This is a genomic window from Allobosea sp. TBD101, assembly GCF_059817965.1.
On record NZ_CM187543.1, the window covers coordinates 3,338,930 to 3,354,836 of the forward strand.

Below are 15,907 nucleotides of genomic sequence, written 5' to 3' on the forward strand. Positions count from 1 at the left end.
AAATGGCGTCTTGTCTACAATTCCATGTCGCGCCGTCCCGGCCGCGAGACCGCATCGGCATCAGGCAAAAAGCTGCGGTGGCCGATCGCGCTCATCCGCCCGCACCCACGACGAAGAATGGAGCCCACAGCGCCGGATGCGCGCTGTCCCCGCCCTTGACCAGCTCGCCCAGCATCGCCGTCCGCAAGGCCTGGGCCGGCGGCGTGCCAGCCGCCAGGCCGACGCCGAACCGTTCGATCAGGCTCGCCGTCGCCGCCGAGGCGACCCGCCAATGCGATACGACCAGTCCTCGTGCACCGGCGGCGATGAAGGCGCGCGCCAGCCCGGACAGGCCGTCCGCGCCCGGCCGTCCGTTCGGCGAGGCCGTGTTGCAGGCGGAGAGCACGACGAGATCGGCATTCAGCGAGAGCGCCGCGATCTCGCTGGCGGATAGCAGCCCGTCCTCCTGCGGCATGGCCTGCGCCGGCGGCGTCAGGACGATACCGGGCTCGGAGATACCGTCGAGCTCGCCCGCAACGAGCGCATGCGTCGCGAAGGTCACGATGCGGTATTGCGAGAGCATCTGGGTCTTCACCCGCGCCTCGGTCGCCCGCGGTCCGAGCCAGACCGCATCCGCGCTGCCCTTGAGCACCCCCGCCAGCGCCCGCAATTCTGTGGCGGTGTCCGGCAGCGAGGCCAGTTGTCTGAGCTGGCTCAGCCGCTCGCTCGCCGATCACGTTGCGATCCGGGTCATGTTCCCCCGTGTCTTCCCGTCGGCGGGGCCGAGTACCGGATCGCCGATGCCAAGAAACGGTTCCGCACCCCGCGAGGCGGGATTCAGCGCACGGAGCGTCACGAGCGAGCGGATATTCGGTAGGTTCGCCAGGGAGAGCTGTTCGATGAAATAGCGCGGGCGGGCACCGGGCGTCGCCGGCGGCTCGGCCAGGACGGCGAAGGGCAGGCTCTCCAGCGGGCCGTCGACGACGAGCGTGAGATGGGTTTTCCCGGCCAGCTCGGCGGCAAAGGGCAGGATCAGCGTCTGACGCAGAAGGATCGCGGCATCGTCGCGAAAGCGCTCCAGCTTGCCGTCGGCGATGTCGAGCCCGAGCCGGAGACCCGCGACCAGATCCGCGAGAGCCTCACGGCCGATATCGGCCTTGATCAGCTTCGTCGCGGAGGGCGTAACCAGAAGCAGATAGACCGAGCCTGCCGTGCTGTGGCTGCTCAGCAATGCCTCCTCCGGGCCGAGCGCGGCACGCAGCTCCTTCAGGGTCACGGGCGCGAAGGCTTCGGCCTCGACGAGGCGCGGCGCCTTCCGGGTCAGTTGCCTCGCCGTCTCCTCCAGCTTGCGGCGCGCCTCGGCCAGCCGTCGCGACGCAGCCAGCTTGGCCTCGTCGGTGTCCGCGCTCTCGATGCGCCCGCCCTCGCGCTCGATGAGATCGGCAAGGTCCTGACGCTCGCGCAGCAACCCGGCAACCGCCGGCTCGGATGCGGCGAGCCTGGCACCAAGGCGCGCCGTCGCATCGGCCGTCGCCGTCGCCCGCGAAAGCTGCATCGCCGTCAAGGCCCGGCCGGCCGCCTCGTCGCCATCCTTGCCGGCGAGGCTGCGCTTCATCGTTTCCGCCGCGATCGCGACCTGCAGGTCGAGCGGTTCGCGAAACCTGTTCGCCTCCCGCTGGCGATCCGCACCGGCGCCGCTGGCGCCGAGCCGCTGCGTGATCAGGGCCAGCACACGATCCGCCGCTGCGCTGGCGCCCGCAAGGTCGCCGACCTCGAAACGCGCCCTGGCCAAGGATGCCAGCCGCGGCGCTGCTTCCGGATCCCGGGCGATGAGGCCGGCGTCACGCTTCCCTTGGTCGCCGTCGACAAGCTGCGGCACTGCGGTCTGGAGATAGCGCAAGGCCACCTGCGGCTCTCCCGCAGCGAGCCAGAGCAGGCCCTCGTTCATGAATTCGACGAGCTGGGACTCGACCGAGCCGGGGAAATTTCCGGCGCAGAGATTGTCGTCCACCGCCTTGTCGATGTCGGAGACAGAAGGCGCCCGGCCGGCCGCGCGCTCGCGCCCAACCAGCTTCATGACGGCGATGCGGCCGAAAGCACAGGAATGATCATCCGCATCGGTCTTCGCGCGCCGATTGATGGCGCCGTAATCGCGATCGAGGATGAGCGAAGCCGGCGATTCCGCCAGATTGACCCGCTTCTTCGTGCCGCCGCCCGGGGCGATCTCGTCATATTGGGCAAACCAGACCGCCGCCACGTCGCCCGCAAGCCGCAGCTTCGGATAGCGATTCTCGGCCTGATACTGGAACGTGGATGCCGAGACCGCCTTGGCGCGTTCGAAAAGCGGCTTCTCATGATAGCGAACCGCGACATCCAGCGCGAAGACCATGCTCGGAACATGCTCCCCGCGGATCACTTTCGGGGTCGAGCGGTCATGCCCGTAGCGGGTCAGCATCGACCCGGCATGAGCGATGAAATCATCGCGCAGGACTGAATCGACCGCCGGCGGCAGTTTCTGCGCGAAGCTGAAAACCTCCTGGAGCAGGGCGACATCCGCCAATGGCGCGACATCGCGGGCGGCCTGGGCCACGAGATCGACCGCGCGCATGACATCACCCTCGTCGCGGGCATTGCGCGCCAGGATCAGCCGCGCCCTGGCGACATCGCCCGGCTTCAACGCATGGGCCGGGAAGCCTCCGAGCGCGATGCGGGCATAATCCGTCGCCAGGCTGCGGCGCCCGTACTCCTCATGGAAAAGCGCCGCGGCGATGGCATCCTCGGCCGCGCCCCAACCGCCGGTTTGCCCGGACGCCGGAGCCGGCCTCAGCTCGCGCGCCTTGTCGTACATCAGCTCGGCTTCGGCATAGCTGCCGCTGCCGGCCAGAGAATCCGCCACCATCCTCGCCATCGCAGCCGGATGCATACCGGGCTCGAACCCTCCAAAGGAGAAGGGAACGGCTAGCTCCATCGTACGCCTCAATTGCTCGACCGAGCCGTGCTCCGCGATGATGGCGATCGTCCAGGGCACGCCGGTGTAGACTGCGCGGGACCATTCCTTCGGATTCTGCCGCGCCTGAGAGCGCAGCTGCGCTTCCAGAAGCTCCGCCACCTTGGCGTTGCGGCCCGCCGACGCCAGGATGGGCACGAGGCGATCATATCCCATCGTGATGTCGCAGCCCCGGTTCCCGCTTGCGACGGTCGCATCGACGAGATCGGCCGCCGCCTTGCGCGCCTCGTCGGCGCGCCCTGCCTTGAAGCGGATATCGATCTGGCCGGCCCGGGCGGTCAGCTCCGGGCAGCGGGCGCCGGCCCGCTGATCGGCAACCATCGCCAGGACGCGCTCGAACCCCGGCAACTCGCTTGCGCGCGGGAAGGACCAGCGCCAGGCCTCGACCAGCGCCTCCTCCGCCGCGCCCGAACGCCGCTGGCGCAGCAGTTGCAAGCCATCGGCGAGGTGCCGCGCGACCTGCGCGCGATCGGAGCCGTCGCGATCGAACCGCCGGGCCAGGCGATGGACCGCCTGCGCATAGACCATGTCCAGCCGCGCATCCTGCCCGACATAAGGCGCGAGCGTCCTCACCGCGGCCGACAGCACGGCTGCGTGCTGACGTTCGGTTGCCTTCGTGCCGTAGGCCGCCCCCAGATCCGAGAGCAGCACGCCGATGCGCCAGTCGGTCTTGCCGAAGCCGCGGCCATATTCGTAGTCATTGATGATGCGTTCGAGCTCGCGCGCCGACGCCAGGCGCAGCACTTCGACCTGCGCCGCAGTCCCGCCCGGGACGAAGCGCCAGGGATCCACGGCGCGTTGCCGGGCGTCCGAATGGGCCTGATCGAGAACGACATAGGCGTCGTTCAGCAAGTCGCGCTGCTTTTGTCCCTGCGCCGTCGCCTCCCCGGCGAAACCGGCCAGCGCGGCGCAAAGCAGGGCGACGAGCAGCCGGATCATGATCGGGGCTTCTCGCCTGCGGCGAGGCCGGCCTTCAAGGCTCCGGCGGCCGGGAACGATGCCGCGATCGCGTTGAGGCGGGATGCCGCCTCGAGGAGATAGGCGCCGTCATCCTGCATGGCGAGCCACCCGGCCGAGAGATACTGGCGGTGCGCCATCGTCGGCGCCGCGGATGCCAGATCGGGAAGCGGCGGAATCGCGGCGACGACCTGAACCGGCCAGCGCACCGAGCGGCCGCGCTCGTCGACGATCACGATCTCGGCGCTGCCCGGCTTCAGCCGATGGCGCGCGAGCGTGGCTTCGCGCCTCTCGGTGCGCGTCTCCACCGAAACGCCCGCCTGCTCGATGCGAACCTTGAACGGCGCGTCGCCCCCGCTCCAGCCGAGCCATAGCGGCGCTTCATCGGCGACGATCTTCTGCGGCTTGCCCGCGCCCAGCCGAATGCGCGGCGGATTTCCCGAGCGCGTCACCAGATTCGCCGTCTGTGGCGCGCCATACCAGCCGACGATCTTTTCGAGCGAGCCGACGAACTGGGCCACGGCCTGCAGATAGCTGCCCTTGCCCTCGATCACGGCGACGCAGTCCTCGCTTCGGGCGCCTCTCGAACAGATCGTCAGGGGGCCTCGCTCCCGCGCAATGACGATCGTGGTATTGGCATGCGGCGCCCGGATCCGGTCGCCGTCATGGATGTACTCGCCCAGCACCAGCGGCCTTTCCGGTGTGTCCGAGCGCTGCAGCATCGCCTGCTGGGCTCCCGGAGACCATGGCTCGATCCGCTCGACGACGCCTACGATCTGCTTCTGGGTCTGCTGCCCCAACGCCTCTTCCATCGGCAGGGAGAAGAGCGCTCCGACGAATGCAATCGCAGCCTTCCGACGGGGCGTCACGGACGCAACTCCTGGGTTGTGGATTGTGCGCGTGCCCGTGCCAGCCGGCGCGCCCGAAGCATCTTCAGCAGCTTTGCCAGGATGGCACTGGCCAGCAGGTAGAAACCGTACATCAGCAGCGAGGTTTTGATCGCCGCGATCGCCGCCGCCGCATCCAGCCCCGCATAGCCGGACGCAATCGCGAAGATCAGCAGGCCGACTGCGATCAGGACCGTCGCGGCCTCGGCCGAAAACGCCCGCCCGGCCGCAACACAGGCGAGGAAGAGGATAGCTCCCCAGAGGGCCGACGCGGGCAGGCCGCGCGGCGGATCGCTCTGTGCCATCCACCGCACCCCCAGCAGCGTGTTCGCGAGGATGTCGACACCGGCCATCGCGCCGAGCGGAGTCACATGACTGTCCTGCGCATCGACATGGGTCGCGCCGATCAGCACGGCCCGGCCCCGCGCCAGATCGCAGGATAACCGCTGCTTCCCGTCCGCCGCCGTCATTGCCCCGCCTGTGCAGAAATCCGCCGACGCCCCGGCCGGCAAGCCGGCATCCGAGTCCAGAACTTCCAGCGCGGAGCGGAGCTGAACGGCCGGCACCGCCTGCCCCGACGCATCGCTCGCCGTACCCGCCGCATGCGCCCCGCGAATATCCCGCCAGAACGTGAAAGGGATGCTCAGCGAGCCACTCGCGGCGAAGGGTAAAGCGGATGCGCCTCCGGACACCGCTGCCGAGCGCGGCCCGCCTGCACAGTAGCGCTGCGCATAGGCATTGGCTGCCCCCTTGAGCGCGACAAGACGCTCCGCCCTGCCGTCCGGCTTCTCGAGGATATCCGCGGCGATCGCGGCAGCGGCGAGGAAAGCACGCGCCCCCTTGGCATTTTGCGGATTGCACACCGCCTCGACCGTCCGCCAGGAGCGCACCACGCCACCTGCTTCCTTGGCGTGGAGCGGAGAGGACCAGATGAGATTCGGCGCCTTCTCGACCACGGCCTCCAGCGCGGCGAGGGCTTCCTGCATGCCGTCCCTGGCCGCGTTGGCATAGGTCGGGATCGCGACGCTTGCCGGCCGCCGGAGAGCCTTGTTCTCCCTTTGGTACCAGAGCCTTCGCATCAGCAGAAGCGGCGCAACCTCCGCGCCGCGGCCGGCATAGGCCTCAAGATACTCCGTCACCTTGTCCAGGTCTTGGGCCGTCGCGGCCGACGTCACATCGACATCCACGAGAACAAGCGCCGCCTGCCGCCTGGAAGCCGCATCGATCAGCTTGAAGAGATCGCCCCGGGGCGTGGCGACGGGCTGCCCCCAATGTCTGAAGGTCGCATCGTCGATATCGATGACCGTCACAGCGAACCGGCCAGGCGGTTCATGCCCGGCGAAAGCCCGAATGCGCGCGAAATTGTCAGGATCCAGAAGCGCTTCAAGCGAAACGCCCGAGCGACTTTCTATCTTCATCACCACGAACAGCGCCACGATGATGGCGACAACAGCCACAACAGCCGCCAGAGGCAGCTTCGCAGCATCGGACACCTTGAATACGACCCTTCTCAGAAACGATCGCACTCTTTCAAACCTGCCCCAGCCTCAGGCGAGCACCGCTCGCATCACCACCCCAAGGATTGCAAGCTATCGAATCCAAAGAGGACATCAATCACAATCTCACCTGACCCCGAGAATGATCTACGACACTCAATATGACTTCAATCTTGATTTGTATCATTTCGCCATGAAACTCAGTCCGAAAAGAACTAATCAGCAAACGACAGATACATAATCTTCCTTTCTCACTGATCGCAAACCGTCAGCGGCGAAGAAGCCTCTCTCTCAAGCCGAATCGAGAAACCGGGAGATGCAGCGCATCGCCGTGGCCCGTCAGCGCCCGGAATACGCAACTGCGTGAAATTGAGCTGCGCGCGACGACATCGCAACGGCCAAGCACGCGCCGTTCTCGCGCCTGGAGCGAAACTCCAATGGCAAGCCCCCCAAAAGGCATCGGCCCGCCAGCCAAAGACCGAGCGCCTTGGAGCGGCCGACATCCCGCATGCTTCCGGCCGCTGGCTGCCCGCGGCCGCTTTCGGCGCCAATCAACGACCGGCGATGGCGCGCAACGGAGCCGAAATCACCGTGATAGGCAGCTTGACGATGGCTTCGAGCGAATTCCTGGCGATCTCATCCGCCCCTGCCGAGGATCGCTGGGTGGTCACGCCGCGTTCCAGCGCCTGCTGCAGTTGTGGGGCGATAACGGCAAGCTGAGCGAATTTCCCGTGATTGCTGGAATCCAACGCCTTCACCTCCGTCATATCGATGACGAGCGCGCCCAGCTCCGTCAGCTCCGCGGCATCGGCGTCGGCGCCGAGCCGCGCTTGCCCTCCCGCCAGGAAATTCGACAGACCGAGCGCCTTGTCGTCCTTGGACAGCACGATGATGAAGGGCTTCTTCGGCTTGCCGAAGCGGCGCATCTGGGCCTTGAACACGTCGATATCGATGTCCGGCGCTGCGAGGATCAACTGCCCGAACTTCGAGGTCTGAGGCAGGCCGCCGGTCATCTTGATCTGACGCAGAGCCTCGACGGTCACCCAGTTCCCCATCGAATGGGCCATGAGGTTCACTTCGTCGGCATTACTGGCGAAGACCAGCCGGATCGTCCGCTCGAGGTCATCGCGCGCGGCCGTCGCACTGTTGTTGTCATAGACGTATTGCGCGAGTTGCCCGCGCGATGCCCAGGTGAAGAGGACAGGAACGGCCGGCATCTTCGAGTCGTGGACGACCTGAGCGAAGCGGTAGAGCCCCTCCGCGAACATGGTGTTGTAGCCGTGAACGAAGAGGAAGACGCGCCGCTTCCCCTTGGGCAGGGATGCCAGTTGCGCGTTCAGCGCTTGCACGAAGGCCTTGTCCCCGTCGAGGTAACTCGCCTGACGCGTCACGAAGTTGGTCTTGGGATCGCCCGGTGCCGTCGACGCCCACTCGATCTGGCCGACCTCATGATTGGGCGGAACGGAAACGGCGATCCGGGCGAAATCAAGCCGCTCGGCCCGCTCACCGTTGAACAACGTCCCTGAGCGGTCATCACGCTTTCGCGTCGTGGCGACGAGAATCGTGTGGGTCGCGGCACCGACCTGCGTCTCGGTGACGGGCGAAAGGAAGCCCGCCTCGGGCCGTGCACCGCAAGCCGCGAGAACGAACGCTGCGGCGAGGGCTATGCCAAGCCGAAAGGACCTGACGAGAATGGGTGGCTTTCGTAACCTGCCTGTCGTTGACGCAACCTGCGAAACACTCAAGAGCCACCCCCCATTCGATATCCGCGAGAACGTCAGCGGCAGACTCTGCGACCATTGACGATCGCGCAGCGAACCGGCGCCGGCCTGACGACGACCGCACGCGGGGCGGGACGGCGCGCGTGCAGACGACCGCGTTCGCTTCGACCGGAACGGTGATCAACGCCAGTCCGAGCATACCGGAAGCCAGGATCAGGGCTTTCATGCGCGCTTCTCCTGCTGCTGACAATGGTGCGGCCGCAACAGCGGCCGACGAATTCGCTATCCGCCTTCGCATCCGGTCCCCGGTCGCAACGTAATCGGGAACCCGATGACTGAAGGGCTACTGAAGATATTTGACCTTCGCCTCGGAGTTCTGGCCGTTGAAGGCGAACGGCGCCTTGTCGAAGTCATCCAGCGATACCGGCGAGCCTAGGTCGGTGCCGATGTCGAGGCGCGCCCGCGCAACCATCTCACTGCAACTCGCGCCCATTTCGGCGCGATGACGCTGCAGCGCGCGTGCTCACGCGAAGCTCCCTTGCGGCAGCCCGAAGAGATGCGCCATGATGTTGCCGTGACGCGGCGATCACTATTTGCACGGCCTGCCGGGAGGGCATGTCGATGGGTTTCATCGTCAAGCCGCAGCAACAAGGAGCTTTGGCCCCCGTTCGAACGGCGACGCTATTCAAAGACTGAAAACGTCGGCCTTCTGGCCACCAGGGCACATTTTCGATCGGCAGCCGGATCGAGCGAGAGTTTGGCGCGAAATGGCAATAATCTCAGCCGGCCTCACGATAGGATGCCGAGCACCGTACCGACATCAGGCTGAACTGCCCCGTTGTTGCAATAAGCAAGATCTGCGGAAGGAGATGGAGATGTTCCGGAAGCTGCGTCACGATTTCAACGATGCCGAGCGTCCTCTGGGAGGAACGCCGTTTCGCAACCCCGCACAGGAACATGGTGCTCCCTGCGCGTTCGACGCACAAAACCCTATCCCGAGAAGAAGTCTGGCTATCCGGGCCGCCGCGCTGCTCTTGGGCCTCATGTTCGTCAGCGGGAGTGCGTACGCGCAGGCCCGCCCTGCCGGCCCACCGAGCGCCACCGTTCGCATCAAGCAGCTTCAGGTCGCGTTCATCGGCTCCGGTGCGATCGGCGGCGGCACGCTGCGCTTCCGCAACAAAACCTACGAGATCACGGTCGGCGGCCTCGGCGTTGGAGGGATCGGCGCTTCGAAGCTGACGGCAACCGGCAAGGTCTACGGCTTGACGGACGTGGCGAATTTCGCTGGCGCCTACGGTCAAATTCGCGAAGGCTGGGCGATCGGTCAGCAAGGGCGGGGCACGCTCTGGCTGCGCAATGCCAACGGCGTGATGATGCGCCTGGCGACGCAGAGACGCGGCCTGCAGCTTTCTCTGGGAGCGGACGGCGTCCTGATCGGCTTCAAGCGGTAGATCCTGAGAAACCTCCCCCGAAATCCGGACCTCGGCATGACCGCCGGCGCATGCGTTGTCGAAACGCCGGCGAAGCTATCCCTGCACACGCATTCCGAGCTTCATCCGCTTCCTTCAAGAGCCTTGCTGCACGCGCGCGGTGAGCAACACGAGCACGGCATCGGGCAGGACATACATCGCGACCCGCCCCGTCGGGATGAAGATGTCGCTCTTCGACTTGCGATAGGCATTGAGCGCGATGTTGACGTCGGAAAGCTCGGCCACGAGCGCACCGGCCGGCGATAGCGAGACGATCCGCGCGCCCGCCTTGAGCGCGATCTCGATATTCGAGACCAGATAGCTCGTGAGGCCGGAATAGGAGAGCGCGAAAACGACGTTGCGCGACGTCAGATGCGGCGCCGAAACCATCCGCAGCGTCGGGTCGGCATAGGCGACGCTGGCCATGCCGAGCCCCGCCATCCGGCGCTGCGCCTCGGCCGCAAGGAAACCTGAGCCGCCACCGATCAGCGTCACCGCAGATGATTGAAACGTCCAACCCAAATGATCGATTTCGCTCATAGACTCCCAAGATTTGATGCAGCACCAACAAAGATTCGATTGACATCCGTATCTCTATGATCGTTATAGATCATCAAAATGATCACAATCGATCACGGATTCAGGGATGAACGCTCCACTCTCCGGCCCCCAGCGGCAGGCGCGCCTCCTCGACCAGGCGCGTGCGCAGCATTTCGTCGACGTCCAGGCGCTGACGGAGCTGTTCGGCGTTTCCGTCGCCACCATTCGCCGCGACCTCGCCGAGCTTGAGACGCAAGGGCTTCTGCGCCGGACCCATGGCGGCGCCCTCTTCGTCGATCAGGTCACCCGCGACCCCGCCAATCGCGACCGCACCGTCGCCAATGTCGAGGCGAAGCGCCGGATCGCCCGGGCAGCGGCCGATCTCGTGGTGGATGGCGACACGGTCATCGTCGATGCCGGCACGACCTCGCTGGAGGTGGCGCGGCTGCTGGGCGCCCGCAGCGGCCTGACCATCATCACCAACGGCCTCGACGTCAGCTACGAGCTCGCGAACAACGCCACCGGCAGCAACCGGCTCTTCGTCATCGGCGGTGAGTTCCACGACGTGAACCACTCCTTTGCCGGGCCGCTCGCGGCCGAGGCGATGCGGCGCTTCAACGCCGACAAGGCCATCCTCAGCGTCTCCTCGGTCGATCTCGACCGCGGCACGATCGGCCTGTCGAGCCCGCAATTCGCCTGCGTCCAGCAGGCCATGATCGAGGCTGCGAAGGCCACCATCGTCGTCGCCGACGCCTCGAAATTCGGCCGCGCCTCGCTCTCCGTCGTGACGCGCTTTTCCGCACTCGACTGCATCGTGACGGATAGCGACGCACCCGCGGAAGCCGACCAGAAGACCGTCGCGCACGGTTCCCTGCTCGTTCGCGCCTGAGGAGGGCACCATGTCGGCAATCGAAGTCCGCGGCCTGACCAAAGCCTGGGGCACGACCCATGCCGTGGACGGCGTCGATTTCCGCGTCGAGGAAGGCGAGTTCCTGGCCCTGCTCGGCCCCTCCGGCTGCGGCAAGTCGACCACGCTCCGGCTGATCGCCGGCCTCGACCAGCCGACATCCGGGAGCATCGTCATCGGCGGTCGGGACGTCACCGAATTGCCGCCGGCAAGGCGCGCGCTCTCGATGGTCTTCCAGTCCTATGCGCTGTTCCCGCATCTGAACGTCGCCGACAACATCGTCTTCGGCCTGTCGGTGCGCGGCGTCTCGAAGGCGGAGCAGCGCGATCGCCTGGCCAGGGTCGTCGACATGCTCGGCCTCGCCCAACTGCTCGAGCGCAAGCCCTCGCAGCTCTCGGGTGGCCAGCAGCAACGCGTCGCGCTCGGGCGGGCGCTGATCGCCGAGACCAAGGTCTGCCTGATGGACGAGCCGCTCTCCAACCTCGACGCCAAGCTGCGCCACGAGATGCGCACCGAGATCCGCGCCCTGCAGCGCCGGCTCGGCATCACCATGGTCTTCGTCACCCATGACCAGACCGAGGCGATGAGCATGGCCGACCGCGTCATCTTGATGCGCAAGGGCGGTATCGAGCAGAACGGCACGCCCGCGGCCCTCTACGAAAAGCCGGCCTCGACCTTCGTCGGCGGCTTCATCGGCACGCCGCCGATGAACGTCATCGACATGCCCGCGGCCCTGCGCGCGCCCGATGGCAGCGGCCGGAAGCTCGGTATCCGCCCGGAGCACATCGCCTTCGCCGAAAGCGGCCTGAAGGTCACGGTCGAGGGCGCCGAGTATTTCGGCGCCGATTCCGTCACGGCCTGCCGCATCGACGACCAGACCCTCTTCGTGCGCACGCCAGGCCAGCCGCTGAAGACGCCGGGCTCGGAAGCCTATCTCTCCTGGCCCAGCAAGGCCGAAAGCCATTTCGACGGCCAGACCGGGTTGCGGATCGAGAGCGCCGCCTAGCAGCCGGTCCCGGCTGCCCATCACGCATAACAAGAGCGGCACCATCGCCGCGGGAACGGGAGGATACCATGCAGAGCACACGCAGGACGTTCAACAAGGCCGCGCTCGCGACGCTCGGCTCGCTCGCGATGCCAGCCATCGCACGCGCCGCCGACACCAAGATCAGCTTCTACTATCCCGTCCAGGTCGGCGGCCCGCTGACCAAGGTGGTCGACGGCTATGTCGCGAAGTTCAAGGCGGCCAATCCCGGCATCGAGGTCGAGGCCGTCTATTCCGGCAACTACAACGACACCACCACGAAATCGCTGACCGCGGCCAAGAGCGGTACGCCGCCGACGGTCGCGGTGCTGCTCGCCACCGATATCTACACCTTCCTCGACGAGGGCGTGATCGAGCCGTTCGACAGCTTCATCAAGACCGATGAGGACCGCAAATGGGTCGCCGGCTTCATGCCGGCCTTCCTGAAGAGCGCACAGGTCGACGGCAAGCTCTGGAGCGCCCCGTTCCAGCGCTCGACCGCCGTGCTCTACTGGAACAAGAAGGCCTTCGCCGAGAGTGGGCTCGACCCCGAGAAGTACCCGACGACCTGGGACGAGATGGTCGCCTATGGCAAGGCCGTGCTGCGCAAGGACGCCGCCGGCAAGGTGACGCGCTGGGGTGTCGGCATTCCCGGCAATGTCGGCTCGTCGCAATGGCTGTTCGGCGCGCTCGCGGCCCAGAACGGCGCCTCGCTGTTCAAGGAGGACGGCACCCAGACCTTCCTGTCCGATCCCAAGGTCGTGGAAGCCCTGCAGTTCTGGGTCGACCTCAGCAAGGTTCACGGTATCCATCCGCGCGGCATCCAGGAATGGGGCACCACCCCGGCCGACTTCCTGGAAGGCCGTATCGCGATGATCTGGACCACGACCGGCAACCTCACCAACATCAAGCGCAGCGCCGGCTTCGATTTCGGCGTCGCGCCCTATCCGGGCAAGGTCAAGCCCGCATCGGTGCTCGGCGGCGGCAATTTCTACATCTTCTCCAAGGCCTCGGCGGCGGAGAAGGAAGCGGCCTTCCGCTTCGTGAAGTTCATGACCTCGGACGAGTTGCTCGCCGACTGGAGCGTCCAGACCGGCTATGTCGCGCCACGCGACAACGCCTGGGAGACCCCGACGCTGAAGAAATATGTCGAGGAGATGCCGGCTGCGACCGTCGCCCGCAAGCAGATCGCCTCGTCGGTGCCGGAATTCTCGACCTATGAGAACGCCCGCACCACCAAGGTGCTCAACGACGCGCTCGGCGCCGCGCTGACCGGGGCCAAGACCCCACAGGTGGCGCTGACCGATGCGCAGGCCGAGATCGACCGCATCCTCAAGCCGTATCGCAAGTGATTGCTACCGCATCGGGTTTTTCCGAAAAGTGGCTTCCACTTTTCGGCCCGATGCCATGGACAGGACCGGCCCGATGAAGCTCTCGCGCAACGCCCTCTACGGAAGCCTGATGCTGCTGCCGGCGACGGTTTTGCTCTGGGTCTTCACCTACCAGCCGATCCTGGCCACCATCGTCAACAGCTTCTACTCGACGCCGCGCGGCCGGCGCCCCTCCCGCTTCGTCGGCCTTGACAACTACACGACGATGGTCGCCGACCCGGTGTTCTGGAAGGCGATGACCAACAACCTGCTCTATGCGGGCGTGACGATCCCGCTCTCGATCGTGCTGGCGCTGGCCATGGCCCTGCTGGTGCAGGGCAGCCTGCGCGGCACGACACTGACGCGCATGGCCTTCTTCACGCCGACCGTGCTGCCGATGGTCGCGGTCGCCAATATCTGGCTGTTCTTCTACGCGCCGGATTACGGGCTGATCGACCAGTTCCTCTCCCTGTTCGGGCTCGGCGGCAACAACTGGCTCGGCAATCGCGACACCGCGCTCTGGGCGCTGATCGCCATCACGGTCTGGAAGGAGGCAGGGTTCTTCATGATCTTCTACCTCGCCGGCCTGCAGCAGATCTCGCCGACCCTGCTCGAAGCCGCCGATCTCGAAGGTGCGAGCTATTGGCAGCGCCTGCGCCGGGTGGTGATCCCGCTGCTGATGCCGACGACTCTGTTCATCGCCATCAACGCCGTGATCGGCGCCTTCCGTCTCGTCGACCATGTCGTGGCGATGACCAAGGGCGGCCCGGACAACGCGACGATGCTGCTGCTCTACTATCTCTATCAGGTCGGCTTCAGCTTCTGGGACACCAACTATGCCGCCGCCATCACGGTCGTGCTGCTCGCCTTCCTGGCCGCGATCGCTCTGTTCCAGTTCGGCTATGCCGACAAGCGGGTGCACTATCGATGAGCGCCTTTTCCCGCATCCGGCCGGGCCTCGCGCTGGCAAATCTCTCCGCCTGGCTGCTCGCCCTGATCTGGGTCGCACCGCTGCTCTACGCCTTCTGGACGGCGTTCCATCCGCCGGCCTACGCGGCGCGCTTCGATCTCGCGGCGCCCTGGACGCTGGAGAATTTCGAGCGCGTCTGGCAGGCCGCGCCCTTCGCGCGCTATTTCCTGAACACCTTCCTGCTGGTGACCTTCATCCTGGTCAGCCAGCTCGTCATCTGCACGCTCGCAGCCTATGCCTTCGTCTGCTTTCCCTTCCGCGGCTCGAACCTGCTGTTCCTGCTCGTGCTGATCCAGTTGATGATCATGCCCGAGGCGCTGCTGATCGAGAACTATCGCACGCTTGGCGAGCTCGGCCTGCTCAACACGCTGGTCGGCATGGGCATGCCCTATCTCGCCTCGGCCTTCGGCATCTTCCTGATCCGCCAGACCTTCAAGGGCGTCCCGAAGGAGCTGGAGGAGGCAGCGCGGCTCGAGGGCGCCAATCCGTTCCAGATCCTCTGGCGCGTCTTCATCCCCGTCGCCCGGCCGACGCTGATCGCCTTCGGCCTGGTGACGGTGAGCTACCACTGGAACAACTTCCTCTGGCCGCTGGTGGTTTCGAACTCGGTCGAGACACGGCCAATCACGGTCGGTCTGCAGGTCTTCGCCACGGTCGAACAGGGCGTGGACTGGAGCTTGGTGACGGCGGCGACCTTGCTCTCGGTCGCGCCGCTGCTCTGTGCCTTCCTGATCTTCCAGCGCCAGTTCGTGCAAAGCTTCATGCGGGCCGGCATCCGCTGAGCCGGGAGGGATGACCATGCTGATCGCCCATGTTTCGGACTTCCACGTCTTCGCCGACCGGAAGGAAACCCGTCTGGTTCGCGACGATGCGGAAGCCGCGGCCCGCAAGGTCGTGGCCGATCTCGCCAGCTTCCGGCCGGCACTCGACGGCGTCGTCCTGACCGGCGACCTGACCGATGGCGGCTCGGAAGCCGACTATGCCTTGCTGAAGGACATCCTCGCGCCGCTTTCCTGCCCGGTCTTCGTCCTGCCCGGCAATCACGACAAACGCGTCACCCTGCGCGCCGCTTTCGGGGACCGGCTGCCCTTCGCACCCGAAGGTTTCCTGCATTATGAGGCACGGCTCGGCAATCTCCGGATCATCGCCCTCGACACGCTGGTCGAAGGCCGCGGCGAAGGCCGTCTCTGTGCCGAACGGCAGGCCTGGGCAGCCGCGCGTCTGGCCGAGCCGCATGACGGCCCGACCCTCGTCGCGATGCATCATCCCCCGTTCCCGACCGGGATCACCGCCCTCGACACCGCGAGGCTGGTCGAAGGCGCCGAGGCGCTCGGCCGCATGGTCCGCGAGGCGTCCTCCGACATCCGCATCCTCTGCGGCCATGTCCACCGCCCGGTACAAGCCAGCTGGAACGGCCGCTTCGCAGCGATCGGAGGCAGCCCCGCCTTCCAGATCGGGCTCGATCTCAGCGGCCAGGCCGAGGAACCCGGCCTCGTCGGCGAACCCTATGTCTATTTCATCCATCGCTTCGACGATCGCGGCGATGTCGCCATCCACACCCGCTACGTCCAGATATGATC

General features: G+C 66.1%; 12 protein-coding genes and 1 pseudogene. 7 read left to right on the forward strand and 6 right to left on the reverse strand.

The genetic code is table 11. The annotated features are described in order from the left end of the window. Window positions 1-91: 91 nt before the first annotated feature. The 5 genes and pseudogenes from AC6RIC_RS16295 to AC6RIC_RS16315 all read right to left on the reverse strand — a co-directional run bounded on the left by AC6RIC_RS16295 (window position 92) and on the right by AC6RIC_RS16315 (window position 8,519). Window positions 92-3,925 (reverse strand): annotated as a pseudogene (locus AC6RIC_RS16295) (CHAT domain-containing protein). Continuing rightward, the gene (locus AC6RIC_RS16300; RefSeq protein ID WP_499733111.1) at window positions 3,922-4,812 is read right to left on the reverse strand and encodes a hypothetical protein; all 891 of its coding nucleotides are present in this window, start codon (window positions 4,810-4,812) and stop codon (window positions 3,922-3,924) included. Before AC6RIC_RS16300 ends, AC6RIC_RS16295 begins: the two are co-directional and overlap by 4 nt. After that, window positions 4,809-6,323: a CHASE2 domain-containing protein gene (locus tag AC6RIC_RS16305; RefSeq protein WP_499733112.1), complete on the reverse strand. Its 1,515-nt coding sequence runs from the start codon at window positions 6,321-6,323 to the stop codon at window positions 4,809-4,811. The genes AC6RIC_RS16300 and AC6RIC_RS16305 overlap by 4 nt, the downstream gene beginning before the upstream one ends. A gap of 554 nt (window positions 6,324-6,877) precedes the next feature. After that, window positions 6,878-7,843: an alpha/beta hydrolase gene (locus AC6RIC_RS16310; RefSeq protein ID WP_499733113.1), complete on the reverse strand. Its 966-nt coding sequence runs from the start codon at window positions 7,841-7,843 to the stop codon at window positions 6,878-6,880. A gap of 547 nt (window positions 7,844-8,390) precedes the next feature. Further along, the gene (locus tag AC6RIC_RS16315) at window positions 8,391-8,519 is read right to left on the reverse strand and encodes a hypothetical protein (protein WP_499733114.1); all 129 of its coding nucleotides are present in this window, start codon (window positions 8,517-8,519) and stop codon (window positions 8,391-8,393) included. 403 nt (window positions 8,520-8,922) lie between these two features. On the opposite strand from AC6RIC_RS16315, the gene AC6RIC_RS16320 reads away from it, so the two are divergent. Beyond that, window positions 8,923-9,498 carry a hypothetical protein gene (locus AC6RIC_RS16320; protein WP_499733115.1) on the forward strand — a complete coding sequence of 192 codons (576 nt, stop codon included), beginning with the start codon at window positions 8,923-8,925 and terminating at the stop codon, window positions 9,496-9,498. Between the two features lie 114 nt (window positions 9,499-9,612). On the opposite strand, the gene AC6RIC_RS16325 is transcribed toward AC6RIC_RS16320, so the two are convergent. Next, window positions 9,613-10,056 (reverse strand): SIS domain-containing protein, encoded by a 444-nt coding sequence (locus AC6RIC_RS16325; RefSeq protein WP_499733116.1) that lies wholly within the window; start codon window positions 10,054-10,056, stop codon window positions 9,613-9,615. 106 nt (window positions 10,057-10,162) lie between these two features. On the opposite strand from AC6RIC_RS16325, the gene AC6RIC_RS16330 reads away from it, so the two are divergent. The 6 genes from AC6RIC_RS16330 to AC6RIC_RS16355 all read left to right on the forward strand — a co-directional run bounded on the left by AC6RIC_RS16330 (window position 10,163) and on the right by AC6RIC_RS16355 (window position 15,905). Continuing rightward, window positions 10,163-10,945: a DeoR/GlpR family DNA-binding transcription regulator gene (locus AC6RIC_RS16330; RefSeq protein ID WP_499733117.1), complete on the forward strand. Its 783-nt coding sequence runs from the start codon at window positions 10,163-10,165 to the stop codon at window positions 10,943-10,945. A 10-nt stretch (window positions 10,946-10,955) separates the two neighbouring features. After that, window positions 10,956-11,969 carry an ABC transporter ATP-binding protein gene (locus AC6RIC_RS16335; protein WP_499733118.1) on the forward strand — a complete coding sequence of 338 codons (1,014 nt, stop codon included), beginning with the start codon at window positions 10,956-10,958 and terminating at the stop codon, window positions 11,967-11,969. Between the two features lie 68 nt (window positions 11,970-12,037). Then, window positions 12,038-13,339: an ABC transporter substrate-binding protein gene (locus tag AC6RIC_RS16340; protein ID WP_499733119.1), complete on the forward strand. Its 1,302-nt coding sequence runs from the start codon at window positions 12,038-12,040 to the stop codon at window positions 13,337-13,339. A 73-nt stretch (window positions 13,340-13,412) separates the two neighbouring features. Continuing rightward, window positions 13,413-14,288: a carbohydrate ABC transporter permease gene (locus tag AC6RIC_RS16345; protein WP_499733120.1), complete on the forward strand. Its 876-nt coding sequence runs from the start codon at window positions 13,413-13,415 to the stop codon at window positions 14,286-14,288. Beyond that, a complete protein-coding gene (locus tag AC6RIC_RS16350) occupies window positions 14,285-15,109 on the forward strand; it encodes a carbohydrate ABC transporter permease (protein WP_499733121.1) in 825 nt (274 codons plus the stop codon). The genes AC6RIC_RS16345 and AC6RIC_RS16350 overlap by 4 nt, the downstream gene beginning before the upstream one ends. A gap of 16 nt (window positions 15,110-15,125) precedes the next feature. Further along, complete coding sequence (locus AC6RIC_RS16355; RefSeq protein ID WP_499733122.1) at window positions 15,126-15,905, forward strand: phosphodiesterase; 780 nt, start codon at window positions 15,126-15,128, stop codon at window positions 15,903-15,905. The last annotated feature ends 2 nt before the right edge of the window (window positions 15,906-15,907 follow it).

Excerpts from the sequence above, each read along its gene's own strand:
- AC6RIC_RS16315 (WP_499733114.1), bottom strand. The coding sequence starts at position 8,519 with ATGGTTGCGCGGGCGCGCCTCGACATCGGCACCGACCTAGGCTCGCCG.
- AC6RIC_RS16320 (WP_499733115.1), top strand. The coding sequence starts at position 8,923 with ATGTTCCGGAAGCTGCGTCACGATTTCAACGATGCCGAGCGTCCTCTG.
- AC6RIC_RS16325 (WP_499733116.1), bottom strand. The coding sequence starts at position 10,056 with ATGAGCGAAATCGATCATTTGGGTTGGACGTTTCAATCATCTGCGGTG.
- AC6RIC_RS16330 (WP_499733117.1), top strand. The coding sequence starts at position 10,163 with ATGAACGCTCCACTCTCCGGCCCCCAGCGGCAGGCGCGCCTCCTCGAC.
- AC6RIC_RS16335 (WP_499733118.1), top strand. The coding sequence starts at position 10,956 with ATGTCGGCAATCGAAGTCCGCGGCCTGACCAAAGCCTGGGGCACGACC.
- AC6RIC_RS16340 (WP_499733119.1), top strand. The coding sequence starts at position 12,038 with ATGCAGAGCACACGCAGGACGTTCAACAAGGCCGCGCTCGCGACGCTC.
- AC6RIC_RS16345 (WP_499733120.1), top strand. The coding sequence starts at position 13,413 with ATGAAGCTCTCGCGCAACGCCCTCTACGGAAGCCTGATGCTGCTGCCG.
- AC6RIC_RS16350 (WP_499733121.1), top strand. The coding sequence starts at position 14,285 with ATGAGCGCCTTTTCCCGCATCCGGCCGGGCCTCGCGCTGGCAAATCTC.
- AC6RIC_RS16355 (WP_499733122.1), top strand. The coding sequence starts at position 15,126 with ATGCTGATCGCCCATGTTTCGGACTTCCACGTCTTCGCCGACCGGAAG.